This window comes from Leptothrix discophora (assembly GCF_030705305.1).
GTDB classification, from domain to species: Bacteria; Pseudomonadota; Gammaproteobacteria; order Burkholderiales; family Burkholderiaceae_C; genus Sphaerotilus; species Sphaerotilus discophorus.
Genome location: NZ_JAUZEE010000017.1, coordinates 19413 through 43160 on the forward strand (window position 1 = coordinate 19413; position 23748 = coordinate 43160).

Annotated in this window: 22 protein-coding genes; 14 read left to right on the forward strand and 8 right to left on the reverse strand. The window is 71.8% G+C overall.

Going from position 1 to position 23748, the window contains the following annotated elements:
- The first annotated feature begins 219 nt into the window (after window positions 1–219).
- A complete protein-coding gene (locus Q8X39_RS19775; RefSeq protein WP_305751420.1) occupies window positions 220–1062 on the forward strand; it encodes a response regulator transcription factor in 843 nt (280 codons plus the stop codon).
- A gap of 31 nt (window positions 1063–1093) precedes the next feature.
- Here the strand turns inward: Q8X39_RS19775 and Q8X39_RS19780 are convergent, their stop codons facing one another.
- Both Q8X39_RS19780 and lplT read right to left on the reverse strand, forming a co-directional pair.
- On the reverse strand, window positions 1094–2005 hold the full coding sequence (locus Q8X39_RS19780; protein ID WP_305751421.1) for a DMT family transporter: 912 nt from the start codon (window positions 2003–2005) through the stop codon (window positions 1094–1096).
- Between the two features lie 21 nt (window positions 2006–2026).
- Entirely contained in the window at window positions 2027–3304 is a 1278-nt protein-coding gene (gene lplT, locus Q8X39_RS19785) for a lysophospholipid transporter LplT (protein ID WP_305751422.1), read from the reverse strand.
- 234 nt (window positions 3305–3538) lie between these two features.
- On the opposite strand from lplT, the gene alr reads away from it, so the two are divergent.
- From alr to Q8X39_RS19805, 4 genes are all read left to right on the forward strand, one after another.
- Window positions 3539–4657, forward strand: a complete 1119-nt coding sequence (gene alr, locus Q8X39_RS19790; RefSeq protein WP_305751423.1) for an alanine racemase — start codon at window positions 3539–3541, stop codon at window positions 4655–4657.
- Entirely contained in the window at window positions 4654–5055 is a 402-nt protein-coding gene (arfB, locus tag Q8X39_RS19795) for an alternative ribosome rescue aminoacyl-tRNA hydrolase ArfB (RefSeq protein ID WP_305751424.1), read from the forward strand. The genes alr and arfB overlap by 4 nt, the downstream gene beginning before the upstream one ends.
- Before the next feature lie 31 nt (window positions 5056–5086).
- Window positions 5087–6454, forward strand: coding sequence for a DNA repair protein RadA (gene radA / locus Q8X39_RS19800; protein ID WP_305751425.1), 1368 nt, complete (start codon window positions 5087–5089; stop codon window positions 6452–6454).
- Between the two features lie 140 nt (window positions 6455–6594).
- Window positions 6595–7029 (forward strand): hypothetical protein, encoded by a 435-nt coding sequence (locus Q8X39_RS19805; RefSeq protein ID WP_305751426.1) that lies wholly within the window; start codon window positions 6595–6597, stop codon window positions 7027–7029.
- 4 nt (window positions 7030–7033) lie between these two features.
- Here the strand turns inward: Q8X39_RS19805 and Q8X39_RS19810 are convergent, their stop codons facing one another.
- From Q8X39_RS19810 to Q8X39_RS19825, 4 genes are all read right to left on the reverse strand, one after another.
- On the reverse strand, window positions 7034–9511 hold the full coding sequence (locus Q8X39_RS19810; protein WP_305751427.1) for an ATP-binding protein: 2478 nt from the start codon (window positions 9509–9511) through the stop codon (window positions 7034–7036).
- Between the two features lie 20 nt (window positions 9512–9531).
- Window positions 9532–10047, reverse strand: a complete 516-nt coding sequence (locus Q8X39_RS19815) for a putative pterin-binding protein (protein WP_369538130.1) — start codon at window positions 10045–10047, stop codon at window positions 9532–9534.
- A 198-nt stretch (window positions 10048–10245) separates the two neighbouring features.
- Entirely contained in the window at window positions 10246–10566 is a 321-nt protein-coding gene (gene ppnP, locus Q8X39_RS19820) for a pyrimidine/purine nucleoside phosphorylase (RefSeq protein ID WP_305751428.1), read from the reverse strand.
- 25 nt (window positions 10567–10591) lie between these two features.
- Window positions 10592–11953, reverse strand: coding sequence for an argininosuccinate synthase (locus Q8X39_RS19825; protein ID WP_305751429.1), 1362 nt, complete (start codon window positions 11951–11953; stop codon window positions 10592–10594).
- Window positions 11954–12099: 146 nt separating this feature from the next.
- On the opposite strand from Q8X39_RS19825, the gene Q8X39_RS19830 reads away from it, so the two are divergent.
- The 9 genes from Q8X39_RS19830 (at window position 12100) to Q8X39_RS19870 (ending at window position 21676) form a co-directional block, all read left to right on the forward strand.
- Window positions 12100–12384 (forward strand): phosphopantetheine-binding protein, encoded by a 285-nt coding sequence (locus Q8X39_RS19830; RefSeq protein WP_305751430.1) that lies wholly within the window; start codon window positions 12100–12102, stop codon window positions 12382–12384.
- A gap of 18 nt (window positions 12385–12402) precedes the next feature.
- Window positions 12403–13032, forward strand: a complete 630-nt coding sequence (locus Q8X39_RS19835; protein WP_305751431.1) for a COG4648 family protein — start codon at window positions 12403–12405, stop codon at window positions 13030–13032.
- 46 nt (window positions 13033–13078) lie between these two features.
- Window positions 13079–15460, forward strand: a complete 2382-nt coding sequence (locus tag Q8X39_RS19840) for an MMPL family transporter (RefSeq protein WP_305751432.1) — start codon at window positions 13079–13081, stop codon at window positions 15458–15460.
- Window positions 15461–15476: 16 nt separating this feature from the next.
- Window positions 15477–16736, forward strand: a complete 1260-nt coding sequence (locus Q8X39_RS19845; RefSeq protein WP_305751433.1) for a beta-ketoacyl synthase N-terminal-like domain-containing protein — start codon at window positions 15477–15479, stop codon at window positions 16734–16736.
- On the forward strand, window positions 16733–17608 hold the full coding sequence (locus Q8X39_RS19850; protein ID WP_305751434.1) for a beta-ketoacyl synthase chain length factor: 876 nt from the start codon (window positions 16733–16735) through the stop codon (window positions 17606–17608). The genes Q8X39_RS19845 and Q8X39_RS19850 overlap by 4 nt, the downstream gene beginning before the upstream one ends.
- Window positions 17609–17648: 40 nt before the next feature.
- Window positions 17649–19343 carry an NAD(P)/FAD-dependent oxidoreductase gene (locus Q8X39_RS19855; RefSeq protein ID WP_305751435.1) on the forward strand — a complete coding sequence of 565 codons (1695 nt, stop codon included), beginning with the start codon at window positions 17649–17651 and terminating at the stop codon, window positions 19341–19343.
- Window positions 19344–19360: 17 nt separating this feature from the next.
- Window positions 19361–20077 (forward strand): phosphatase PAP2 family protein, encoded by a 717-nt coding sequence (locus tag Q8X39_RS19860; RefSeq protein ID WP_305751436.1) that lies wholly within the window; start codon window positions 19361–19363, stop codon window positions 20075–20077.
- A 131-nt stretch (window positions 20078–20208) separates the two neighbouring features.
- Entirely contained in the window at window positions 20209–20448 is a 240-nt protein-coding gene (locus Q8X39_RS19865) for an acyl carrier protein (protein ID WP_305751437.1), read from the forward strand.
- A gap of 10 nt (window positions 20449–20458) precedes the next feature.
- Window positions 20459–21676, forward strand: coding sequence for a beta-ketoacyl-[acyl-carrier-protein] synthase family protein (locus Q8X39_RS19870; RefSeq protein WP_305751438.1), 1218 nt, complete (start codon window positions 20459–20461; stop codon window positions 21674–21676).
- Here the strand turns inward: Q8X39_RS19870 and Q8X39_RS19875 are convergent.
- Window positions 21663–22199 carry a 3'-5' exonuclease gene (locus tag Q8X39_RS19875; RefSeq protein WP_305751439.1) on the reverse strand — a complete coding sequence of 179 codons (537 nt, stop codon included), beginning with the start codon at window positions 22197–22199 and terminating at the stop codon, window positions 21663–21665. The genes Q8X39_RS19870 and Q8X39_RS19875 overlap by 14 nt on opposite strands.
- 46 nt (window positions 22200–22245) lie before the next feature.
- Entirely contained in the window at window positions 22246–23703 is a 1458-nt protein-coding gene (locus Q8X39_RS19880) for a serine/threonine protein kinase (RefSeq protein WP_305751440.1), read from the reverse strand.
- Between the last annotated feature and the right edge of the window lie 45 nt (window positions 23704–23748).

The window sequence follows — 23748 nt, forward strand, 5'->3', positions numbered from 1 at the left end:
CGGGCCGGTCGTTGAATGCGTGAAGGGGCGGATTATCGGATCGCTGCGAGGCTCGCCCGAACCCGCAAATTCGACCGACAGCTCGTCATGGACCCCGCCAGATCCCCTCGAACGTGGGGGTCGCCGACGCCTTCGTCGACGATGACCTTGACCCTGCCTGCCTCGCGTCAAAAGATGACGGGCCGTTTCCACCTGTAACGGCAGCAACCTGGACCTCGCATGATCCCCACCCACCGGGTGGCCTTCGTGGGCTTCACGCCCTTCGAGCGCTCGACGCTGGAAAGCTACTTCCGCCTCGCCGCCGCGCGCGACAGCCACGCCTACGAGCTCTGCCCTGACCTGCACGACAGCGACCTGGTCGTCGCCGATGCCGAACAGCCCGAGGCGGTGCTGGCCGTCGGCCGTGCCGGGCGCATGCGCGACGCGGTGCTGATCGGCGGCCCGAGCGCGCCGGCAAGCGTCGGCGCCCACCTGGCGCGGCCGATCGACGCGCTGCAGATCAAGCGCGCGCTCGACGCGATGGCGCTGCGCCGGCCTCCGCGGCCGAGCGGACGGGCGCGCCAGCAGGCCGCCGACAGCACGCAGCGGGTCGGCGACTTCCGCACCAGCCATGGTTTCAGCAACTCGGTGATGGTCGAGGGCGAACTGCGCCTTGACGAGGTGCTGGTCGTCAGCGCCAGCCCGGCCGAACGCAGCGTGCTGCACGACCTGTTGAGCCGCTGCGGCTACGGCGTGACGCTGGCCCGCAGCACCGAGCACGCGATCCGGCTGTGCGACGAACAGAGCTACGGCTTCGTCTTCCTCGGCCTGGGCCAGGACGGCATCGACAGCTACCAGGCCTGTCGGCGCATCCGCCGCCATCCGACTGCCGCCGGCATCGCGCCGGTGGTCGTTGCGCTGGCCCATCGCAGCGGCGCGGTCGACCGCATCCGGGCAACCTTCGCGGGCTGCGACGCCTACCTGACGACGCCGCTGGACGAGGGCGAGCTGGTGCGCATCCTGGCCCAGCACGACCGGACCTTCGAGCGGGTGTTCGAGCCGACCGCGCCGATCCAGCCGTGACGGTCCGGCCGGCAGCCTCGTCCTGACCGGTTCAGCGTCCCTGCCAGGCTGCCAGCAGCGTCGCGCCGAGGATCAGCGCGCCGCCGATCAGCAACATCGGCCCGAGCACCTCGCCGGCCCACCAGACTGCCGACAGCGAGGCGAACACCACCTCGCAGGGCATCACCACCGAGGTGACGTTGGCCGGCAGCCGCGCCGCGCCGTATTGCAGCGACAGGTTGGACAGCAGGAAGGCCAGCGCCAGCCCCATCGCCGGCAGCAGCCAGCTGGCCTGGACCGGCGGCGGTGGCTGCATGCCCAGCCCATCCAGCCCACCCAGGCCCAGCGAACCGGCCGACACGACCAGCAGCGAGACCAGCGCACCACCGCCGAACATCGCCAGCGCGCGGCCTTCCTCGGGCAGATCGGCCGAGCGCCTGAGCATCACGTTGTTGAGCGAGAAGAAGAAGCCCGCCGCCAGCGCCAGCGCATCGGCCAGCCGTGGCATCGACGCGGGCCGGGCGGCCTGGCCGTCGTGGCCGGCGCTGATCACCAGCGCGGCACCGGCCAGCGCCATCGCCACGCGCAGCCAGACCCGCGCGTCGGCATGCTCGCCCAGCAGCCAGCGCGCCAGCGCGACGGTCCACAGCGGGGTCAGGTAGAACAGCAGCACGACGCGGCTGACGTCACCAATCGTCACGCCCCAGTTGAAGCCGAGGTTGGTGCAGCCCGACGCCAGCGCGATCAGCCACAGGTTGCGCTGGCGCAGCAGCTGGCCCCAGGCGCGCGGACGGACCACGGTGACGACGACCATGGCGCTGCCGTAGATCAGGACCGTGCTCCACAGCGAATGCAGGCCGGCGTCCTGCAACTGCCGGAACGGCCACCAGGACAGGCCCCAGGTCAGGGCGTTGAACATCAGGGCCAGGACGGCCAGTCCGCTGACGCGGCTCGCGGCGCTCATCGCGGGAAGGGGCCGCCGGCTTCAGTGGCCGTCGCTGCGCGCCATCGACAGCAGGCGGGCCAGCTCGTCGGGGTGCTCGCGCAGGTTGCGCTGGTGCCAGCGGCCGATCAGCCACATGGTGCCGGCCACCAGCAGGCCGAAGATCGTGATCGCGCCGAAGGCGCTCATGCCACCGCGCGTCATCCCGGTGTAGAACGCCCCGAGCGCCAGGATGCAGGCCTGCTCGTTGAAGTTCTGGACCGCGATCGAGCGGCCGGCGCCCATCAGGTTGTGGCCGCGGTGCTGCAGCAGCGCGTTCATTGGCACGACCAGGAAACCGCCCAGCCCGCCCAGCAGGATCAGGAAGGGCGCGGCCACCCAGACGTTGTCGATCACGTTCATGCCGACCACCAGCAGGCCCATCGCGATGCCCAGCGCGATCACCCGCGTGGCCTGGTCCAGCGTCATCGCCATCGACGCGACCACCGCGCCGACCGCCGTCCCCACCGCCACCACGCCGACCAGCGACGAGGCCTGCGTGGTCGAGTAGCCCAGCGCCGCCGCCGCCCAGGCCAGCACGATGTAGCGCAGGTTGCCCGAGACACCCCAGAACAGCGTGGTCGTGGCCAGCGAGATCTGGCCGAGCTTGTCGTTCCAGAGCTTGGCGTTGCAGTCGGAGAAGTCGCGCACCAGCGCCATCGGCTGGGCCGGGAAGGGCTGCAGGGTGGCGTCGGTGCGGGGGATGTAGAGGTTGAACAGCGCGGCGATGACGTAGAGCGAGACCAGCGAGGCGATCGCCGATTCGGCCGGCGAGTCGATGCCGGTCTCGACGAAGGGCATGTCGATCGAGGTCAGCCACGGCGCGATGTGCGGGCCGACCAGCTGGCCGCCGAGCAGCACGCCCAGGATGATCGAGCCGATCGTCAGGCCCTCGATCCAGCCGTTGGCCTTGACCAGCTGCGACGGCGGCAGCAGCTCGGTGAGGATGCCGTACTTGGCCGGCGAGTAGGCCGCCGCGCCGAGCCCCACCACCGCATAGGCGAGCAGCGGGTGGGTGCCGAACAGCATCAGCAGGCAGCCGACCACCTTGATGCTGTTGGACACGAACATGACCTTGCCCTTGGGCACCGCATCCGCGAAGGCGCCAACGAAGGGCGCAAGCACGACGTAGAAGAGCGCGAACATCGGGACCAGCGCGGCCCGTTGCCATTCCCCGGCACCGGAGGTGCGCAGCAGCTCGACGGCGGCGACGAACAGGGCGTTGTCTGCCAGCGAGCTGAAGAACTGCGCTGACATGATGGTGTAGAAACCTTTTTTCATCCGGCGCGGGTGGGTGAGCGATCCCGATCGGACGGCGGCTGTTGCCAGGACGGGCAGCAGTGCCGGGATGCACCGAGGGTCGCGTTTCGACGCGGCGGGGTTATAGCACGGCACCTGTCGCGCTCCACCCGTGCAGACACCCGGTGCGGGGGGGCGGCGAGCGGTCCTGCACGACCCCGGCGAACGGCTCTTGCAGCTGGGGTCGCCGAGGGGTCGACTGGCAGAATCCCGCGCATGCCGCGTCCCATCGAAGCCCTGATCCATCCCGACGCCATCGCGCACAACCTCGGCATTGCCCGCCAGCGGGCCGGCGACGCGCGGCTCTGGGGCGTCATCAAGGCCAATGCCTATGGCCACGGCATCGAGCGGGTCTGGCCGGCGCTGGCGGTGGCCGACGGCCTGGCGATGCTGGACCTGGACGAGGCCCAGCGCGTGCGCGACCTCGGCTGGCGCGGACCGATCCTGCTGCTCGAAGGCTGCTTCGAGGCCCGCGACCTGGAGCTGTGTTCGCGGCTCAACCTCTGGCACGTCATCCACCACGACCAGCAGATCGCCTGGCTGGCCGCGCACAAGACGCACCAGCCGCACCGCGTCTTCCTCAAGATGAACAGCGGCATGAACCGGCTGGGCTACACGCCGCAGGCCTGGCGCGGCGCCTGGGTGCGCTTGAACGCGCTGCCGCAGGTCGACGAGATCTCGCTGATCACGCACTTCTCGGACGCCGACGGGCCCAAGGGCATCGATGCGGCGGTCGAGGCCTTCGTCGCCGCCACGCACGACCTGCCCGGCGAACGCAGCCTGGGCAACAGCGCGGCCATCCTGCGCCATGCACACCGCCCGGAGGTCCGCGCCGACTGGGTCCGCAGCGGCATCCTGAGCTACGGCAGCGCGCCCGACTTCCCCGAACACGGCATCGACCACTGGCGGCTGGTCCCGGCCATGACGCTGCGCAGCCGCGTGATCGGCCTGCAGGACCTGCAGCCGGGCGACACGGTGGGCTACGGCAGCACCTACCGGGCCGATCGGGCCCAGCGCATCGGCATCGTCGCCGGCGGCTATGCCGACGGCTACCCGCGCCACGCACCGACCGGCACGCCGGTGCTGGTCGACGGCGTGCGCTGCACGACGGTCGGGCGGGTCTCGATGGACATGCTGGCGGTCGACCTGACGCCGGTGCCGCAGGCCGGCCTGGGCGCCGAGGTGACGCTCTGGGGCCACGGCCCGCACGGCACGCGACTGCCGATCGACGAGGTCGCCCAGGCCGCCGGCACGATCGGCTACGAGCTGATGTGCGCGCTCGCCCTGCGCGTGCCGACGCATGTCGCGCCGCTGCCCGAGGGCGCCTTGCCATGAAGGCGACCCGCATCTCGCCGCACGAGGTGCACTTCAGCGCGATCCGGGCCCAGGGCGCCGGTGGGCAGAACGTCAACAAGGTCTCCAACGCGGTCCACCTGCGCTTCGACATCGCGGCCTCCAGCCTGCCCGACGAGGTCAAGGCGCGCATGGCCGCCCTGCCCGACCACCGCATCACGCGCGAGGGCGTGGTCGTCATCAAGGCCCAGGAGTCGCGCAGCCTGGAGGCCAACCGGGCCGATGCGCTGGCGCGGCTCGACGAGCTGCTGCAGCGTGCGCTGTTCGTGCCCAAGGACCGCAAGGCCACCAAGCCGACCTTCGGCTCGAAACAGCGGCGGCTGGAGGGCAAGTCGGCCCGCTCGGGCATCAAGGCGATGCGCGGCCGCGTGACCGACTGACGCGCGCCACCAGCGCCGACAATCGCGCCCCATGGCCCGCGACAAGACCCTCTACACCTGCCGCGAATGCGGCGGCACCAGCCCGAAATGGCTGGGCCAGTGCCCGCATTGCCGGGCCTGGAACACGCTCGACGAAGGCCCGGCCGAAGCCGCCGCCGGCAGCGGCCGGAACCGCTACCAGGCGCTCGCGCGCAGCCTGCCGGTCGCGACGCTGGCCGACATCGAGGCCGCCGAGGTCGCCCGCACCCCCACCGGCCAGGAAGAGCTGGACCGCGTGCTCGGTGGCGGCATCGTCGCCGGCGGCGTGGTGCTGATCGGCGGCGATCCGGGCATCGGCAAGAGCACGCTGCTGCTGCAGGCGGCCGAGGCGCTGTCGCGCCAGATGAAGGTGCTGTACGTGACCGGCGAGGAGTCCGGCGCCCAGGTCGCGCTGCGCGCTGGCCGGCTCGGGCTGGAAGGCCGCCACCTGCGCGTGCTGGCCGAGATCGGGCTGGAGAAGATCCTCGCGACGCTGGAGGCCGAGCAACCCGCCTTCTGCGTCATCGATTCGATCCAGACGCTGTACTCGGACCAGCTCACCTCCGCGCCCGGTTCGGTCGCCCAGGTGCGCGAATGCGCGGCCCACCTGACCCGCGCGGCCAAGGCCAGCGGCTGCACCACCGTGCTGGTCGGCCACGTCACCAAGGAAGGCGCGCTGGCCGGCCCGCGCGTGCTGGAGCACATCGTCGACACCGTCCTCTACTTCGAGGGCGACACGCACAGCAGCTTCCGGCTGGTGCGGGCGATCAAGAACCGCTTCGGCGCGGTCAACGAGATCGGCGTCTTCGCGATGACCGAACGCGGCCTGAAGGGCGTCGCCAACCCGAGCGCGATCTTCCTGTCGACCCACGGCGAGCCGGTGCCCGGCGCCTGCGTGCTGGTGACCCTCGAAGGCACGCGGCCGATGCTGGTCGAGATCCAGGCCCTGGTCGACGCCGGCGGGCCCAGCCCGCGCCGGCTCAGCGTCGGCCTGGACCGTGACCGCCTGGCCATGCTGCTGGCCGTGCTGCACCGCCATGCCGGCGTGGCATGTGCCGATCAGGACGTGTTCGTCAACGCCGTCGGCGGCGTGCGCATCAGCGAGCCGGCGGCCGACCTGGCCGTGCTGCTGGCGATCCAGAGCTCGCTGCGCGGCCGGGCCCTGCCGCGCGGCTTCATCGCCTTCGGCGAGGTCGGCCTGGCCGGCGAGGTGCGGCCTGCACCGCGCGGCCAGGAACGGCTGAAGGAAGCGGCCAAGCTCGGTTTCTCGGTCGCCGTCGTGCCCAAGGCCAATGCGCCGAAGAAGCCGATCGAGGGCCTGACGGTGCACCCGGTCGAGCGCATCGAGCAGGCCATCGAGCGGGTGCGCAACCTGGACTGAAGGACCGCGCCCGGTCACTGCCCCGTTGCCCAGTTGCCCCGTTGCCCCAACTGCCCCAACCGCCCCGACGCCCCGCCCACCCACCGCCCGACGTCCAACCCGAAGGAAGCCCGCGCACCATGAAGTTCCCGAAGTCCCCCATGCCCGTCAACGCCCTGCTGGCCGGCGCCGCCGTCGTCGTCGGCATCTGGGTCTACGGTTGGCAGGGCCTGGTCCTGGCGCTCACGCTGATCGCCTTCTGGGCCGTGCTGCAGTTCAACCGCGCCACCCGCGTGCTGCGCCATGCCGGCGAGCGGCCCAAGGGCGTGGTCGACAGCGTCGTGATGACGCAGGCCAGGCTGTCGCCCGGTCTGAGCCGCCTGGAGGTGCTGCAGATCACCGGCAGCCTCGGCGAGCCCTACAACAACCACGACGAATGGCGCTGGCGCGATGCCGGCGGCAACGAGCTGGTGCTGACCTTCCGCCGCGACGTGCTGGTGCGCTGGGCGGTGGCCCGCGCGCCAGAACCGGCCGAGGACGAGACGGCCGGCGAGACCGCGACGCCGCGCGTCCACGACGCGCCGCCGCCGGCCTGAACGCTCAGGCGCCGACCCAGCCCATGCGGGCGCACAGCACGCGGGCGGTGTCGAATTCCTCGGCCAGCCGGGTGGCGTACTGGGCGCACTGCGCGGCGTCGAAGGCCTCGCCGCCCTGCTCGATCTCGCGGGCGGTCTGGGCCAGCTCGCGCAGGCCCAGGTTGGCCGCCGCGCCCTTGAGCTTGTGGCCGGCCGCCTTCAGGCGTGAACCGTCGGCCGCCTGCAGCACCTCCAGCAGCTCGGCCAGCGTGCTCGACTCGTCGGCCAGGAAGCCGCCCAGCAGCGCGCCGTAGCCACCGATGGACACGGCCACGCAGACCTCGCCGATGGCCTCCAGGTCGAGCACGCGGGCGGCGTCGCCACGACGGAAACGACGACGTGGTGGTGGCGGAGGTGGCGGAGGTGGCGGAGGTGGCGGAGGTGCGGCGGCGGCCCGGACCGGTGCCTCGACCAGCGTCGACAACGGTGTCGGCACGGCCGTCACCAGCGGCGTCCGGGCCGGCATCGGCTGCGACACGGGCGCTGGCGCGACCACCTCGGCACGGCGCGGCTCGATGCGGCCACGTGAGCCGAAATGGCGCTTGAACAGCAGCTCGATCTCCTCGACCTGCACCGGCTTGGCGAGGAAGTCGTCCATGCCGGCGTCGAAGACACGCTGGCGCGATTCGGTGAAGGCATCGGCCGTCAACGCGACGATGCGGGTGCGCGCCACCGGACCGTCGAGCGCGCGGATCGCGCGGGTCGCGGCGATGCCGTCCATCACCGGCATGTGCACGTCCATCAGCACCAGGTCGAAGCTGTGGCTGCGGACCTTGTCGAGCGCCTGCTGGCCGTCCTCGGCGAAGGTGACGTGGTGGCCCAGCTGGCTCAGCAGCGCATGGATGAACTTGCGGTTGACCGGGTGGTCGTCGGTCACCAGCACTTCGAGCGGCTGCAGGTCGTGCTCGCCGGGCTCATCGAGCGCGGCAGCGACCGAGTCGCGCCAGCCCGAGTCCGGCATCGCGGCATCGGCGACCGCGCGCGGCTCGTCGACCACCCGCAGCGGCAGGACCAGCGTGAAGGCGCTGCCCTCGCCGGGTCGGCTCTCGACCTGGATGTCGCCGCCCATCATGCGCGACAGCGAACGCGAGATCTCCAGCCCCAGGCCGGTGCCGCCGTAGCGGCGGTTGATGGTCTCGTCGCCCTGGCTGAAGCGCTGGAACAGCCGCGTCAGCGTGGCCGCATCCATGCCGATGCCGGTGTCGCTGACGCGCAGCCGCAGCAGCGGCTCGGCCCGGCCCTGGCGCAGGTCGGCGTCCAGGCAGTCGACCACCAGGCTGACCTCGCCCCGCTCGGTGAACTTCAGCGCGTTGCCGACCAGGTTGAACAGGATCTGCTTGAGGCGCTTGGCGTCGGTGTCGATCCAGACCGGCACGTTCTCGGCCAGCGTGACGTGCCAGTGCAGGCCCTTGGCCTGGGCCTGCGGACTCATCACCGAACGCACGTCGCCCAGCACGCGGTGCAGCGAGGTCGGCGCGGTGCTGATCTCGAGCCGGCCGGACTCCAGCTTGGAGATGTCCAGCACGTCGTTGAGGATGCCCAGCAGGTGCTCGCCGGACTCGCGCGCGGTGAGCAGGTAGTCGGCTTGCGTGGCGTCCAGCCGCGAACGCTGCAGCAGCGACAGCATGCCCAGCAGGCCGTTGAACGGCGTGCGCAGCTCATGGCTCATGTTGGCCAGGAAGGCGCTCTTGGCGCGGCTGGCCTGCTCGGCCTCCAGCCGGGCCTCCTGCAGGCTCTCGGCGAGCGCCTCGAGGTGGCTGCGACGCTGTTGCAGCGCCCGCACCTGGCGCACCACGACGATGGCGAACAGCAGCGTCAGCAGCGACTGGAAGACCGTCAGGCCGATGGCGATGCGGTTCTGCTGCCGCACCGCGTCGTTGCGGGCCGCGACCTGTTCGGCGATGCCGCGGTTGGCCTGCAGCGACAGCTCGTGGATGGGGCCGGCGATGGGCTCCATGCGGGCTTCAAGCTGGCGCCAGAAGGCCGGCTCCATGCTGGGCCGGACATCCGGGCCGATCTGGCCGTCGGCCTGGGCCACGAAGGCGTGGATCTGGTCGAGCACCTGCTGTTGCAGGGGCAGGTGCTTGAGCAGGTCCTCGGTGCGGTCCAGCTCGATCAGGCTGAGGCGGCTGACGAACAGTTCATAGCGGGTCTGGACCGCCTCGACCTTCTCGGGCGAGGGATCGAAGCTGAGTTCGCGCGCCTGGCTGCGCAGCTTCTCGAACTCGGACTCGACCTGGTAGAAGCTCCAGACCAGGTTGTCGCCCTGGTATTGCACCGTGCCGTTGAGCAGCGCCAGCGACTGCGACTGCACCCAGGCGACCCCGGCGAAGACCGCCAGCAGCACGCCGGCCAGCACGGTCAGCCAGCGGCCGAGCCCGTCCGCGCGGGACCGCGCGGCGACCGTCCCGGAAGCGTCGAGGCCGTCGGGGCTCAAGGGCATGGGAGGCACGTCCGGGCGACTTATTCGATCTCGAGGCTCTTGAGCTGCCAGGCCGAGCGGTTGTAGTAACGCTCCGAGCGCAGCACCTCGTCGGTGTCGTAGGGATAGACGATGAACAGCGGGCCCTTGTCGCGCACCGGCATCGGCTTGTCATCCATCAGGCGGGCCAGCACGACCGGGAACCTGGCGCTGTCGTCGACCGGCAGCTCGGCCTTGTAGTCGTTGAGCGCGACGGCCTTGATCAGCTTGCCCTGCACGCCGGCAGCGGCCAGCACGTCACGCAGCAGCGGGCCGGTGAACTTTCGCGGCTCCTTGTACCAGGGCGTCATGGTCGTGAAGCTGTGCTGCGGCAGGGCAGCCAGCATGTCCATGTCGAACTCGACCTTGCCGGGTGCGTTGGACTGGGAGATCTTGCCGGACACGGTCAGCACGACCTTGCCCTTGGGCTTGTCGAGCGCATGGGCGGCGGGGGCGGTGGCCAGCACGGTGGTGCAGGCGGCCACGCAGGCAAGCAATTGGCGACGGGAAATCAGCATGGGACACACCTCCGGAGACGACGGTGATGGCGACAGGAACGGCCATCGGTGGGATCCGACGCCGGACGGGCCGCGCGTCGATCGGACGCGCTGTTTGCCGGTTTCGGCATCCGCCGGATTTTCTTGAGGTGCGCGCGGCCTGCACAGGCCGCGCCGGGTCACCGGACCGCGCAGGTCCGGCAACCGGTCACGGTCGGATCAGCCGAAGTGGCAGATGTAGTGGTACGGCTCGCCTTCGACGACGATCTCGAAGGACGAGTTGCCGGGCACGTCGAAGGACTGGCCCGGGCCGTAGGTCTGCCACTGGTCGGAGCCGGCCAGCTTGATGCGGCAGGAACCGGCGACGGTCTCCATCACCTCCGGCGCGCCGGTGTTGAAGGTCAGCGCGGCCGGCAGGATCACGCCGACGCTCTTCTTCGTGCCGTCGGCCAGGGTGATGCCGTGCGAGACGCACTTGCCGTCGAAGTAGACGTTGGCCTGGGTGCCGACGCTGGCGACGGCGAGTTGCAGCTTGCTCATGTCGAGTCTTCCTGGAGGTGGTGGATCAGGCGCCAGCCTTCTTGGCCGGGGCGCGCTTGCGGGCCGGCGTCTCGGCGGGCTTGGCCGACTTGACCTCCGCCTTGGCCGCTGCCTTGACCGCAGGCTTGGCAGCCTTGGCCGCCGACTTGGCTGCCGTCTTGCGGGCCGCCTTGGCGTTGGCCGCGATGCGCATGCGCAGCGCGTTGAGCTTGATGAAGCCGCCGGCATCGGCCTGGTTGTAGGCGCCGCCGTCGTCGTCGAAGGTCGAGATCTTCATGTCGAACAGGCTGTCGGTCGCCGATTCGCGGCCGACGCACATGATCGTGCCCTTGTAGAGCTTGAGCTTGACGCTGCCGTTGACGGTCTGCTGCGACGCGTCGATCAGGACCTGCAGCAGCTCGCGCTCGGGCGCGAACCAGTAGCCGTTGTAGACCATGCGCGCATAGCGCGGCATCAGGTCGTCCTTGAGCGCGAGGACCTCGCGGTCCAGCGTGATCGACTCGATCGCGCGGTGGCCGGCCAGCATGATGGTGCCGCCAGGGGTCTCGTAGCAGCCGCGGCTCTTCATGCCGACGTAGCGGTTCTCGACCTTGTCGAGGCGGCCGATGCCGTGCTTGCCGCCGATCTTGTTGAGCGTCTCCAGCACGGTGGCCGGGCTCATCGCGACGCCGTCGATGGCGACGATGTCGCCCTTGACGTAGCTCAGCTCGACGACCTGCGGCTTGGACGGCGCCTTCTCGGGGCTGACCGTCAGGCGCCACATGTTGTCCTCGGGCGCGAAGTTCGGGTCCTCGAGGATGCCGCCTTCATAGCTGATGTGCAGCAGGTTGGCGTCCATCGAGTAGGGCGCGCCGCCCTTGCGCTTCTTGAAGTCGACCGGGATCTTGTGCTTGTCGGCGTAGGCCAGCAGCTTCTCGCGCGACAGCAGGTCCCACTCCCGCCACGGGGCGATGACCTTGACGTTGGGCATCAGCGCGTAGGCGCCGAGCTCGAAGCGGACCTGGTCGTTGCCCTTGCCGGTGGCGCCGTGGCTGATGGCGTCGGCGCGGGTCTTGCGGGCGATGTCGATCAGGCGCTTGGCGATCAGCGGACGCGCGATCGAGGTGCCGAGCAGGTACTCGCCCTCGTACAGCGCGTTGGCGCGGAACATCGGGAAGACGAAGTCGCGGACGAATTCCTCACGCAGGTCGTCGATGAAGATGTTCTCGGGCTTGATGCCCATCTTCAGCGCCTTGGCGCGCGCCGGCTCGACCTCCTCGCCCTGCCCGATGTCGGCGGTGAAGGTCACCACCTCGCATTGATACTGGTCTTGCAGCCACTTCAGGATGACCGAGGTGTCGAGACCACCGGAGTAGGCGAGGACAACGCGCTTGATGTCTTTGGACATGGTGTGGTGAGGGGTCGTTGAAAGAGCAAACCGCCATTTTATTGGCATGCGCCGGCCCGGCGGCCACCGTCCAGGCGCCTCCTACAATCCGGCGCTCGCGGCCAGCCGGCCGTCGCCTCACCCAACCAGCCCTGCGGAGTGCCTTCGTGACCAGCCCGACCCCCACCACCGACCCGTCCGTGATCGAGCGTGAGCTGGCCGACATCTTCGTTTCTGCCCTGAACCTGGAAGTCGCCGCCGCCGACATCGACCCGACCGCGCCGCTGTACGGCGACGGCCTGGGGCTGGACTCGATCGACATCCTCGAGGTCGCGCTGGCGGTCTCGCAGCGCTACGGCTTCCAGCTGCGCTCGGACGACGAGAACAACCAGCGCATCTTCCAGTCGCTGCGCAGCCTGGCCGAGCACGTCGCCCGCCACCGCACCCAATAAGCCGCGAGCCGACTGCCGATGACGCGCTGGCGGATCGCCGCGGTCGCCACCGCCCTCGCGGGCTACGCGCTGCTCTCGCATGCCCTGATGGCCTGGTGGCCCGAACAGCCCTGGTCCATCGCGGTGCTGTTCGGCCCGCTGCTGGGTGGCCTGCTGGTCGCCGGACTCGCCAGGCGTCACCGGCCCTCGCTGGTCGGCGCGGCTGGCCTCGGCGGGGTGCTGTGGCTGGTGCAGCAGCACGACGGCGGCAGCCGCGTCGAGATGCTCTACGTGCTGCAGCATGCCGCGATGCACGCGGTCATGGCCTACGGCTTCGGCATCACGCTGCGCGAGGGCTCGACGCCGCTGATCACGCAGATGGCCGTGCGGCTGCAGCGCAGCCTGCCCGACGCGCAACGCGTCTACACCCGCCGGCTGACCGCCATCTGGTGCGGCTACTTCATCGGGATGATCGGCGTGTCGCTGCTGATCTACCGGCTGACGCCCTGGTCGTGGTGGAGCTTCTACTGCAACGTGCTGACGCCGCTGGCCGCGATCGGCCTGTTCGTCGGCGAGTACCTGCTGCGCTACCGCCTGCATCCCGAGTTCGAGCGCGTCACGCTGGCCAGCGCCTGGCAGGCCTGGCGGTCGGTCGACGCCGCCCGCTGACGGCTGCCGTGTACCGCCCGCCCCGGCCCCTGTTCTCCTGGCTTCCATGATCCCGACGCTGCCCGATTCCGGCCTCGGCCGGACCCACCGCCTGGGCGTCATCGGCCTGTGGCTGCTGGCGCTGGCGCTGTGCGCGGCGGTGATCGCCCGCACGCCCTTCGTGGCCGACCTGTCGGCCTTCCTGCCGGCCAGCGCCGACGCCCGCCAGCGCGTGCTGATCGACCAGGTGCGCAGCGGCGCGCCGGCCCGCACGCTGATGCTGGGCATCACCGGCGGCGACGCGGCGCAGCGGGCCGCCGCCTCCAGGACGCTGGCCGCCGCGCTGCGCGACAGCGGCCTGTTCGAGCAGGTCAGCAACGGCGAGAACGATGCCTGGGCCGAGGTCGGCCGCTGGGTGTTCGAGCGCCGCTACACGCTCAGCCCGGCCGTCACGCCCGAACGCTTCCAGCCCGACGGCCTGCGCGAGGCCATCGACGAGACCCTGTCGCTGCTGGGCACGCCGGCCGGCGCACTGATCAAGCCCATCCTGGAGACCGACCCGACCGGCGAGACCCGCCGCATCGCCGAGGCCCTGATCCCGGCCGGCGCACCGCGCACGCAGGACGGCGTCTGGGTCGGCCGCAGCGAGCCGCGCGCCGTGCTGATGGCCAGCACCCGCGCGCCGGGTGCGGACCTCGACGCGATGCAGCGGGCGATCGACCGCGTGCGCGCCGACTTCGGCCCGCTGGCCGCGCAGGGCCTGGGCCTGCAGCTGACCGGCGCGCCGGTCTTTGCGGTCGACAGCCGCGCCGGCATCGAACGCGAGGTCCACCTCCTGGCCGCCGCCGGCACCGTGCTGATGAGCCTGTTGCTGCTGGTCGCCTTCGCCTCGATCGCCGCGCTGGCCACCGCGCTGCTGCCGGTGGCCACCGGCATCGCCGCCGGCATCGCCGCGGTCGGGCTGGTGTTCGGCAACGTGCATGGCGTGACGCTGGGTTTCGGCTCGACGCTGATCGGCGAGGCGGTCGACTACGCCATCTATTACCTGATCCAGGCCCGCCGCCACGGCGGCGCCGGCGACGGCTGGCGCCATTGGCTGCGCGAGAACTGGCCGACCGTGCGCCTGGGCCTGCTGACCTCGGTGTGCGGCTTCGCGGCGTTGCTGTTCTCGGGCTTCCCCGGCCTGCAGCAGCTGGGCGTGTTCTCGATCGCGGGCCTGCTGGCGGCCGTCGCCACCACGCGCTGGCTGATGCCGGTGCTGATGCCCGACGGCGCGCGCGGCATGGGCCTGCGCCGCCAGCTCGGCCGGGCCGCGCGCGAGCTGTTCGCCTGGCTGCCGCGCACCCGCATGCTGTGGCTCGCGCTGGGCATCTTCGCGGTCGTGGCCATGGTGGCGCGCGGCGCGATCTGGGGCACCGAGCTGGCCTCGCTGAGCCCGATCGACCCGGCCCAGCTGGCCCTCGATGCCAGCCTGCGCGCCGACCTGGGTGCGGACGACAGCGGCTCGCTGATCGCCGTGCGGGGCGACGACGCGCAGGCCGTGCTGCGGCGCGCCGAGGCGGTCGGTGCGCGGCTGGATGCGCTGGTCGACCAGGGCGTGCTGGGCGGCTACAGCAGCGTCGCCCGCTTCCTGCCCAGCCTGGAGACCCAGGCGCGCCGCCGCGCCGCACTGCCCGCACCCGGGGCCCTGCAGGCGGCGCTGGCCGAGGCCACCGCCGACGGCCCGCTGCCGGCGCGTCGCCTGCAACCCTTCCTGGCCGCCGTCGAGCAGGCCCGCCAGCCTGCCGACGACACGCCCGAGCAGGCCGCGACGGGTGCGCTCGCGCCGCTCGTCAACGCGCTGCTGCTCAAAGGCGAGGACGGCCGCTGGACCGCGCTGCTGCCGCTGACGCCGGCCGATGCGGCCCGCGGCATCGACGCGCCCCAGGTGCGCGCGGCGCTGGCCGGCGTCGACGAGGTGGTGATGCTCGACATCGGCATCGAGCTGCGCCGCATGTACCAGCGCTACCTGGGCGAGGCACAGGCGCAGGCGCTGGTTGGCGCGGTCGTCGTGCTGGGGCTGATCGGCCTGTCGCTGCGCGCGCCGCGCCGCATCGTCGCGGTCTGCCAGCCGCTGCTGCTGGCCGTGCTGCTGACGATGGGCGGCTGCGCCGCACTGGGCGTTCCGCTGGGCATCCTGCACCTGATCGGGCTGCTGCTGGTGGTCGCGGTGGGCTCCAACTACGCGCTGTTCTTCGACCTGCTGCGCGACCAGCCCCAGCCGGACGACGACACGCTCGCCTCGCTGGCGCTGGCCAACCTGACGCTGGTGCTGTCCTTCGCGCTGCTGGCCTGCTCGGCCATCCCGGCGCTGTCGGCGATGGGCCGGGTGGTCGCGCCCGGCGCGCTGCTGGCGCTGCTGCTGTCGGCCGCGTTTGCACCGAAACGACCGGCCACACCGACCCGCTGAGACCGAGAGGCAACCCATGCCCGCCCCGATCCCACCCATCGCCGTGCGCGCCTGGACCGTCAGCAGCGCCGCTGGCCTGGGCCGCGCGGCGCTGGCCAGCGGCCTGGCCGGTCGCGCCTCGGCGCTGCGCCCGCTCGACGCCACGCGCTGGCCGGCCTGGCCGCTGGCCACCTGGGTCGGCGCCGTCGATGCACTCGATGCGCCCGATCCGGCCTGGCCGCCCTTCCCCGCCGCGCTGGCCGACCGCGACCTGGCATCCGCCCGGGCGCTGCGGCTGGCCTGGCTGGGCCTGCAGGCCGACGGCTTCCGGGCCGCGACGCAGGCCGCCGTGCAGCGCTGGGGCGCGGCGCGGGTCGGGCTGCTGCTGGGCACCTCGGCCTCGACCATTGGCGTCAGCGAACAGGCCTGGCGGGACTGGCCGGCCGGCGCGCCGGTGCCCGAGGTGCTGCGCCACCCGACGCTCAACACACCGCATGCGGTCACCGGCTTCGTCGCCGAGGCGCTGGGCCTGCGCGGGCCGGCCTTGACGGTGTCGACCGCCTGCTCGTCCAGCGCCAAGGTCTTCGCCAGCGCCGAACGCTGGCTGCGGCTGGGCTGGGTCGACGCGGTGGTGGTCGGCGGTGTCGACGCGCTGTGCGCCAGCGTGCTGTTCGGCTTCCGCGCGCTGGGGCTGGTCTCGGCCTCGCCCTGCCGGCCGTTCGACGCGGCACGCGACGGCATCAGCATCGGCGAGGCGGCCGGCTACGCGCTGCTGGAACGACGGACCGCCGGCGACGACCCGGCCACACCCTGCCTGGTCGGCCACGGCGAATCGAACGACGCCCACCACATGTCCAGCCCGCACCCGCAGGGCCTGGGCGCCGAACGGGCGCTGGACGACGCGCTGGCGCGGGCCGGGGTGGACGCCGGGGCGGTCGACCTGGTCTGCCTGCACGGCACCGCCAGCGCCCGCAACGACGAGGTCGAGGCCGCGCTGGTCGCGCGCCGCTACCGCGCCGACGTGCATGCCAGCGCCGCCAAGGGCCTGACGGGTCACACCATGGGCGCGGCCGGCATCGTGCAGGCGGTCGCCTGCCTGGAGGCGCTCGGCGGCGCCGGCCTGCCGGGCAGCGTCGGCTGCGTCGACGTCGACCCGGCCCTGCCGGCGCCGTTCGGCCAGCAGCTGCGCCTGGTGGCCGATCCCGCCGGCCGCGCAGACCTGGCGGCCAGCCATTCCTTCGGCTTCGGCGGCAACAACTGCGTGCTGCTGTTCGGCCGCGCCGGGGCCGTCGCATGAGCGCGCTCACGCTCTACATCGACGGCATCGCCTGCTGGAGCCCCGCCTGGCCGGACTGGGCCACGGCCGCCGCCGCGCTGCGCGACGAGGTGGCAGGCGCTGCGGTCGCACCGCAGAAGCGCCCGGCCGCCACGATGCTGGCGGCCAACGAGCGCCGCCGCGCGCCCGACTCGGTGCTGCTGGCGCTGGAGGTGGCGCAGGCGGCCGTCGCCGCCGCCGGCCTGGCCGACGATCCACCGGCCAGCGTCTTCGCGTCCACCCATGGCGACCTGGCCATCGTCGACGCGCTGTGCAGCACGCTGGCGGCCGATCCGCTGCTGCTGTCGCCGACGCGCTTCCACCACTCGGTCCACAACGCCGCCTCGGGCTACTGGGCCATCGCCAGCGGCTGCGGCCGCGGCAGCAGCGCCGTCGCGCAACAGGGCTGCACCTTCGCGGCCGGCCTGCTCGAAGCCGCCGGCCTGTGCGCGGCCGACGACGCGCCGGTGCTGCTGGTCGGGCTGGACACCGCCGCCGCCGGCCGGCTGGCCGAGGTCCATGCCGACCACGGCCTGCTGGCCTTCGCGCTGGTGCTGAGCCCGCATCGCACGGCGCGCTCGACGCGGGCGCTGCGGCTCGCGCCCGGCCCGGTCGCGGCAAGGACCGCGCTGCACAGCGCCGCCGCCCGCGCGCTGGCCGGGCACGCCATGGCCGATGCGCTGCCGCTGGCCGAAGCCCTGGCGTCGCTCGACACCTCGGGAACCGGACCGTTGTCGCTGGATCTGCCCCTGGACCGCTCGACCGGCGGCACGGGCCTGGCGATCGGGCTCGAACGTCTGGACACCGATCCGGCCGGCGCCGGTCAAGACGGCCGCAACAGGCCTGAGGCATGATGGCCCGGCCATCCCGCACGTCCCCGAGGATCGACCCCGCATGAGCACGCTCGAAGCACGCACGAACGCCGCCAGCCCCCCCGAAACCGGCACGGCCGCCCGCACGCACGACATCGTCATCATGGGCGGCGGCCTGGCCGGCCTGACGCTGGCGCTGCAGCTGCGGCAGCGCGACCCGGCACTCGACATCCTGGTGCTGGAGCGCCGCACGCACCCGGTGCCGCTGGCCTGCCACAAGGTCGGCGAATCGTCGGTCGAGATCGGCGCCCACTACTTCGAGCATGTGCTCGGGCTGGGCGAGCACCTGCGCGGCGCGCAGCTGCGCAAGTTCGGCTTCCGCTTCTTCTTCTCCGAGGGCCGGCGCGACATCGACCAGGTCACCGAGCTGGGCGCCAGCCGGCCACTGCCGGTGCCGAGCTACCAGATCGACCGCGGCAGCTTCGAGAACTTCCTCGGCGAGGAATGCCAGCGTCGCGGCATCCGCTTCGTCGACAGCGCGCTGATCCGCCAGGTCACCCTGAGCGAGGACGACGGCCCGCACCGCGTCAGCTGGCAACGCGCCGGCGAGCCGCAGCAGCCGGTCGAGGCGCGCTGGGTGATCGACGCCTGCGGCCGCGCCGGACTGATCAAGCGCCAGCTCGGCCTGGCGCGCGAGAACGCCCACCCGGCCCACGCGATCTGGTTCCGGGTCAAGGGCAGGATCGAGATCGACCGCTGGAGCGACAACCCCGACTGGCAGGCCCGCTGCGTCACGCCGACGCGCTGGCTGTCGACCAACCACCTGGTCGGGCGCGGCTACTGGGTCTGGCTGATCCCGCTGTCCTCGGGGTCGCATTCGGTGGGCATCGTGGCCGATCCACGCATCCACCCGATCGACACCATGGACACCTTCGACAAGGCCATGGACTGGTTCGGGCGCTACCAGCCGGCGCTGTTCGACGCGCTCGATCCGCGCCGCGACGACCTGCAGGACTTCGCCTTCTTCCGCCGCTTCTCCTACGACTGCAGCCAGGTCTTCTCGGCCCGGCGCTGGGCGCTGGCCGGCGAGGCCGGGCGCTTCCTCGACCCCTTCTACTCGCCCGGCAGCGACTTCATCGGCATCGGCAACACCTTCATCACCGAACTGGTCCTGCGCGACCGGGCCGGCCAGCGGCTGGAGGCCCACACCCAGGTCTACGAGCAGATCTTCCGGTCCTTCTACGACAGCACGCTGGCGCTCTACGTCGACCAGTACGACCTGTTCGGCGACCCGGAGGTGCTGCCGGCCAAGGTGGTGTGGGACTACACCTACTACTGGAGCATCCTGGCCCAGCTGTTCTGCCACCAGCGCCTGACCGACCTGGGCATTCTGTCGCAGCTGCGTGACGAGCTGAGCCTGTGCCAGCAGCTCAACGTCGAGGTCCAGTCGCTGCTGCGCGAGTGGGGTCACCACAGCCAGCGCCGCAACCGGCCGGTGATGCTGGACCAGGCCTCGATCCCTTGGTTCGTCGCGCTCAACGCGAGCCTGCAGGAGCCGGTCGACGCGGCCGGCTTCAAGGCCCGCATCCAGGAGGGCTCGCGCCGGCTGCGCGCGCTGGCCGCCGAGTTGCGCGGACGGGCCCGCGCCGACCACCCGGCGCTGGACTGTCCGGCGCTGGACGCGCTGCTGCCCGACGGCAGCGTGAGCGCCTACGAGGCCATGCTCTTCGACGCGCCCGATGCCCGTCGCGTCGATCACGCCGCGGCACCGGCCTGAACGCCCGACCGCTGCCGATGCGCGCCGCCTCCGATCCCACCGCCCTGACCCCCAACGCAGTTCCTGCCGGCGACGGCTTCTACCCGGCGCTGTGGCGCTGCTGGCGTCGCCACCTGTGGGTCAAGGTGTTCGGCATCTCGGGCTTCATGTGGCTGTTCTTCATCGGCTACTTCCACCTGCTGCGCCATCCGGCCTACCCTGTGACGGTGATGCCGCTGACCTGGCTGGACCAGGCGATCCCGCTGCAGCCGGGCTGGCTGGCGGCCTACGTGTCGCTGTGGGTCTACGTCGGCATCGCGCCCGGCCTGTTCCTGACGCTGCGCCGGCTGGTGTCCTACGGGCTCTGGGTCGGCGCGATGTGCCTGACCGGCCTGGCCTGCTTCTACTTCTGGCCCAACGCGGTGCCGCCGCACGGCATCGACGTGTCCGGCCATGCCGGCTTCGCGCTGCTGCAGGGCGTGGACGCGGCCGGCAATGCCTGCCCGTCGCTGCATGTCGCCTCGGCGGCCTGGTCGGCGCTGTGGCTGCGTCGCCAGCTGACCGTGCTGGGCTCGCCGCGCCGCTGGCATGTCGTCAACATCGTCTGGTTCCTGGCGATCACCTATTCGACGCTGGCGACCAAGCAGCACGTCGCGCTCGATGCGCTCGCCGGCATGCTGCTGGGCGGCCTGTTCGCGCTGGCCGCGCTGCGCTGGGGGCCCCGTGCCGAAGGCGGTCCGCAAGGGGCCCGCTGATATCATTGCCCGCTCGCGGAAGAGACCGGAACCGGTGCAAGGGAGGCCCTGCACCAGTCAGCAATCCCCCCCCGGAATCCGACCCTTCGATGCATGCGATGGGGCAGCCGCCAGACCACGGAAACCAACACATGAGTTCGCTCCCTGAGCTTCAGGCCCTGATCCAGGAAAAGTACGGCCTCGATCCGTCCCAGCTCGACCCCCATGCCTCGATGGCACAGAGCGGCATCGATTCGCTGGCGCTGGTCGAGTTCCTCTTCGCGGTCGAGGACCACTACGGCATCAAGCTCCCGGAAGAGGAATCGACCGTCGACACGCTGGCCGCGCTGGCCGGTGTGGTCGACAAGGTCCGCGCTTCGCAGGCCGCCTGAGCGGCAGCGCGTGAGCACCGGCATCCTCGTCACCGGCCTGGGCGTCGTCGCCCCGCACGGGCATGACGCTGCCTCGGTCTTCGAGGCGGTCGCCCGTGGCGAGTCGGCGGTCCGCGAACTGCCGATGGACCTGGCCCGGCCGGTTGCCGCCGCCACCGTCGACATCGACCTGACGCGCTGGTTCAACAAGCTCCAGTCCGCTGGCGTCGACCGCGTCAGCCAGCTGGCCGTCGCCGCCGCCGACCTGGCGGTGCAGGACGCCGGCGGCATCGGCCACGCCGCGCCCGAACGCATCGGCATCTACGTCGGTTGTGGCATGGGCGGCGCGGCCGCGCTGGACACCGCCTACCGCTCGACCAGCGGGCGGGTCTCGCCGCTGACCATTCCCGCCTTCATGCCCAACGCGCCGGCCGCCCATGTGGCGATGCGCCTGGGCGTGCGCGGCCCGGTGCTGACCTACGCGGTGGCCTGCGCCTCGTCGTCGGTCGCCATCGCCGAGGCGGCCAAGGCGGTGCGCTGCGGCGAGGTCGACCTGGCCATCGCCGGCGGCACCGAATCGCTGATCGTGCCCGGCGTGGTGCTGACCTGGCAGGCGATGCAGACGCTCGCCACCTTCACCGCCGGTGGCGACGCCGCCATGCGCTGCTGCCGGCCCTTCGCGTCCGACCGCAGCGGCTTCGTGCTCGGCGAGGGCGCGGCCTTCCTGGTGCTCGAAAGCGCCGGGCGCGCCGCCGCCCGGCAGGCTCCGAAGCGCCATGCCGAACTGGCTGGCTGGGGCCTGAGCTGCGACGCCACGCACCTGACCAAGCCCGACGCGCAGGGTCAGCAACGCGCGCTGCGGGCCGCCCTGCAACTCTCCGGCCTGCAGCCGGCCGACATCGGCTATGTCAACGCCCACGGCACGGCCACCAAGGCCGGCGACGCGGTCGAGTGCGAGGCCATCCGCGCGGTCTGGGGCGAGGCCCTGCCCGGCCTGCGTGTCAGCTCGACCAAGGCACTGCACGGCCACCTGCTGGGCGCGGCCGGCGCACTCGAAGCCGTCATCACGATCCAGTCGCTGGTCCGCCAGCAGCTGCCGCCGCAAGCCCACTGCGACACGCAGGACCCCCTCTGCGACGTGCCGCTGGCGCGCGCCGGCGAGCCCCTGGCACGACCGCTGGAGGCGGCGCTGAGCAGTTCCTTCGCCTTCGGCGGCACCAACTCGTCGCTGGTCTTCAAGCGGGCCTGAGCAGGACCGGCGAGGTGCGCCGGACCTCGGCCACGCTCAGCTGCAACACCCGCGCATCGGCACTGGCCCGGTGCCGCTGGCTGGCCAGCTCGCGCCGGACCCGGTCGCGCACCGCATCGAAACGTTCAAGCTGCTCCTGCGGCAGCAGCTCGCGCAGGTCGCGCAGCCGAAAGGCCGGCACCGCGTCGGCGGCGTCGTAGAGCCGTGCCAGCCAGACGTAGTCATGCGCCCAGGCATCGCAATAGACCTGCTGCCCGGCCAGCGCCGCATTGAGCAGCCGCGCCACCATCGCCGGCGGCCGGCCGTGCGTGACCAGGCGTTCGCGGGCGATGCCGTGGACCCGCTCGGCACCGGCGTCCCAGCCGGTCCAGTCGGGATCGGGGTGGACCAGCATGCAGCCGGTCTCGCCGGCCGGGCCGACGTAGCCGACCTCGATCGGGTAGCTGCCCTTGCCGAAACCCGATGCCTCGACGTCCAGCACCCAGGGCAGGCCGGTCGGATCGGGTGTCGGGACAGCGGCCATGTCTGCTCGGGGTCGGGGTGTCAGGACGGGGTGTCAGGAAGGGCTCTCAGGACGGGCTGTCCGGCCCAGGCTCGCCCGATGCGGCGCTCGGCACGCGCACCACCGTGACGGTGCATTCGGCCTGCGCGACGACCTCGGACGACACGCTGCCCAGGTAGCGCCGCAGCGCCGAGTTGCCGCGCGCGCCCATCACGATGTGGTCGACCTGGGTGCGGCGGGCGAACTCGATGATGGCGGTGGCCGCATCCGGCGCCTCCAGCACGTGGAAGGTCAGCCGGTTGTCGGCCAGGCCGAGCGCCTGCGACAGCGGCCGGGCCCAGTGCTTGAGGCCGACCAGCTGCTTGACGTGCAGGCTGTTGCCCTGCTTGTCGATCAGCTCGTCCATGCCGATGCGGTTGGTCTTCATGACGCTCACGCAAGCAAGACGTGCGCCCTGCTCGGTGATGACGATGCGGCGCACGGTCTCGCGCAGCAGGTCGAGCAGGTCGTCGGTCGCGCCGCTGACGTCGACCGCCGCCAGCACGATGGGCGCGCGCTTGAGCTGCTCGGACACGCTGGGCCGCTCGACCGGCTCGGCGCCGAGCGCCTTGAACCAGCGGCTCAGGCGCTGCAGCTGGCCGCCGGTGTCGCGCTGGCGGGCCCGTTCGGTCAGCGGCACCTCCATCGGGTTGGCCAGGTCCTGGGCCAGGTGGGCGGCGCTCGGGTGGCGCTTGTCGGCCTGGACCTCCAGGCAGCGCAGGATGATCTCCTGCAGCCAGGGCGGGCAGTCCGGCCGCAGCGTGATCGGTGGCACCGGACGGACATAGAGCCGCTCGCGCAGCCCGCGCACGCTGTTGGGCGCACCGAAGGGGCGCGCGCCGGTCACCAGGTGGTAGAGCATCACGCCGAGCGCGAACAGGTCCGATCGGGGCTCGCTGCGCACGAACTGGACCTGCTCGGGCGACATGTACGGCCCGGTGCCCATGGGCAGGTTGAACTCCTCGTCCAGCAGGTCGGGCAGGTGGTCGTGGCGGCTCAGGCCGAAGTCGACCAGCACCGCCTCGCCGCTCGGTCGGAACAGGATGTTGCTGGGCTTGATGTCGAGGTGGATGACGTGCTGGCGGTGCAGGTCGTGCAGCGCGGTGGCCACGCGGATGCCGATGCCGACGACCTCGTCGATCGGCAGCGGCGCCCGGTCCAGGCGCGGCCGCAGCGACTCGCCGGCGATCTGCTCCATCACGATGTAGGGCCGGGTGATGAAGTCGCCGCGGGCGACGAAGCGTGGCACATGAACGCCGCGCAGCGTCGGCAGGATCATCTGCTCGACCTCGAAGCCGACGATGGTGGCCGGGTCCTCGCCGCCCTTGATGCGCGGCACCTTCATCAGCAGCGCGCTGCCGTGTTCCGGATGGCTGACGCGCCACAGGTTGGCCATGCCACCCTGGTGCAGGCGCTCCAGCAGCTCGAAGCCGTCGATCACGTCGCCGGCGTTGAGCGGCGATTGGCTGGCGGTGTCGTCGATCAAGTTCCAGTCCTCCCTCGGGTATCCGGTCCGGCGCCGTGGTCCGAC

Excerpts from the sequence above, each read along its gene's own strand:
- Q8X39_RS19775 (WP_305751420.1), top strand. The coding sequence starts at position 220 with ATGATCCCCACCCACCGGGTGGCCTTCGTGGGCTTCACGCCCTTCGAG.
- Q8X39_RS19780 (WP_305751421.1), bottom strand. The coding sequence starts at position 2,005 with ATGAGCGCCGCGAGCCGCGTCAGCGGACTGGCCGTCCTGGCCCTGATG.
- lplT (WP_305751422.1), bottom strand. The coding sequence starts at position 3,304 with ATGAAAAAAGGTTTCTACACCATCATGTCAGCGCAGTTCTTCAGCTCG.
- alr (WP_305751423.1), top strand. The coding sequence starts at position 3,539 with ATGCCGCGTCCCATCGAAGCCCTGATCCATCCCGACGCCATCGCGCAC.
- arfB (WP_305751424.1), top strand. The coding sequence starts at position 4,654 with ATGAAGGCGACCCGCATCTCGCCGCACGAGGTGCACTTCAGCGCGATC.
- radA (WP_305751425.1), top strand. The coding sequence starts at position 5,087 with ATGGCCCGCGACAAGACCCTCTACACCTGCCGCGAATGCGGCGGCACC.
- Q8X39_RS19805 (WP_305751426.1), top strand. The coding sequence starts at position 6,595 with ATGCCCGTCAACGCCCTGCTGGCCGGCGCCGCCGTCGTCGTCGGCATC.
- Q8X39_RS19810 (WP_305751427.1), bottom strand. The coding sequence starts at position 9,511 with ATGCCCTTGAGCCCCGACGGCCTCGACGCTTCCGGGACGGTCGCCGCG.
- Q8X39_RS19815 (WP_369538130.1), bottom strand. The coding sequence starts at position 10,047 with ATGCTGATTTCCCGTCGCCAATTGCTTGCCTGCGTGGCCGCCTGCACC.
- ppnP (WP_305751428.1), bottom strand. The coding sequence starts at position 10,566 with ATGAGCAAGCTGCAACTCGCCGTCGCCAGCGTCGGCACCCAGGCCAAC.
- Q8X39_RS19825 (WP_305751429.1), bottom strand. The coding sequence starts at position 11,953 with ATGTCCAAAGACATCAAGCGCGTTGTCCTCGCCTACTCCGGTGGTCTC.
- Q8X39_RS19835 (WP_305751431.1), top strand. The coding sequence starts at position 12,403 with ATGACGCGCTGGCGGATCGCCGCGGTCGCCACCGCCCTCGCGGGCTAC.
- Q8X39_RS19840 (WP_305751432.1), top strand. The coding sequence starts at position 13,079 with ATGATCCCGACGCTGCCCGATTCCGGCCTCGGCCGGACCCACCGCCTG.
- Q8X39_RS19845 (WP_305751433.1), top strand. The coding sequence starts at position 15,477 with ATGCCCGCCCCGATCCCACCCATCGCCGTGCGCGCCTGGACCGTCAGC.
- Q8X39_RS19850 (WP_305751434.1), top strand. The coding sequence starts at position 16,733 with ATGAGCGCGCTCACGCTCTACATCGACGGCATCGCCTGCTGGAGCCCC.
- Q8X39_RS19855 (WP_305751435.1), top strand. The coding sequence starts at position 17,649 with ATGAGCACGCTCGAAGCACGCACGAACGCCGCCAGCCCCCCCGAAACC.
- Q8X39_RS19860 (WP_305751436.1), top strand. The coding sequence starts at position 19,361 with ATGCGCGCCGCCTCCGATCCCACCGCCCTGACCCCCAACGCAGTTCCT.
- Q8X39_RS19865 (WP_305751437.1), top strand. The coding sequence starts at position 20,209 with ATGAGTTCGCTCCCTGAGCTTCAGGCCCTGATCCAGGAAAAGTACGGC.
- Q8X39_RS19875 (WP_305751439.1), bottom strand. The coding sequence starts at position 22,199 with ATGGCCGCTGTCCCGACACCCGATCCGACCGGCCTGCCCTGGGTGCTG.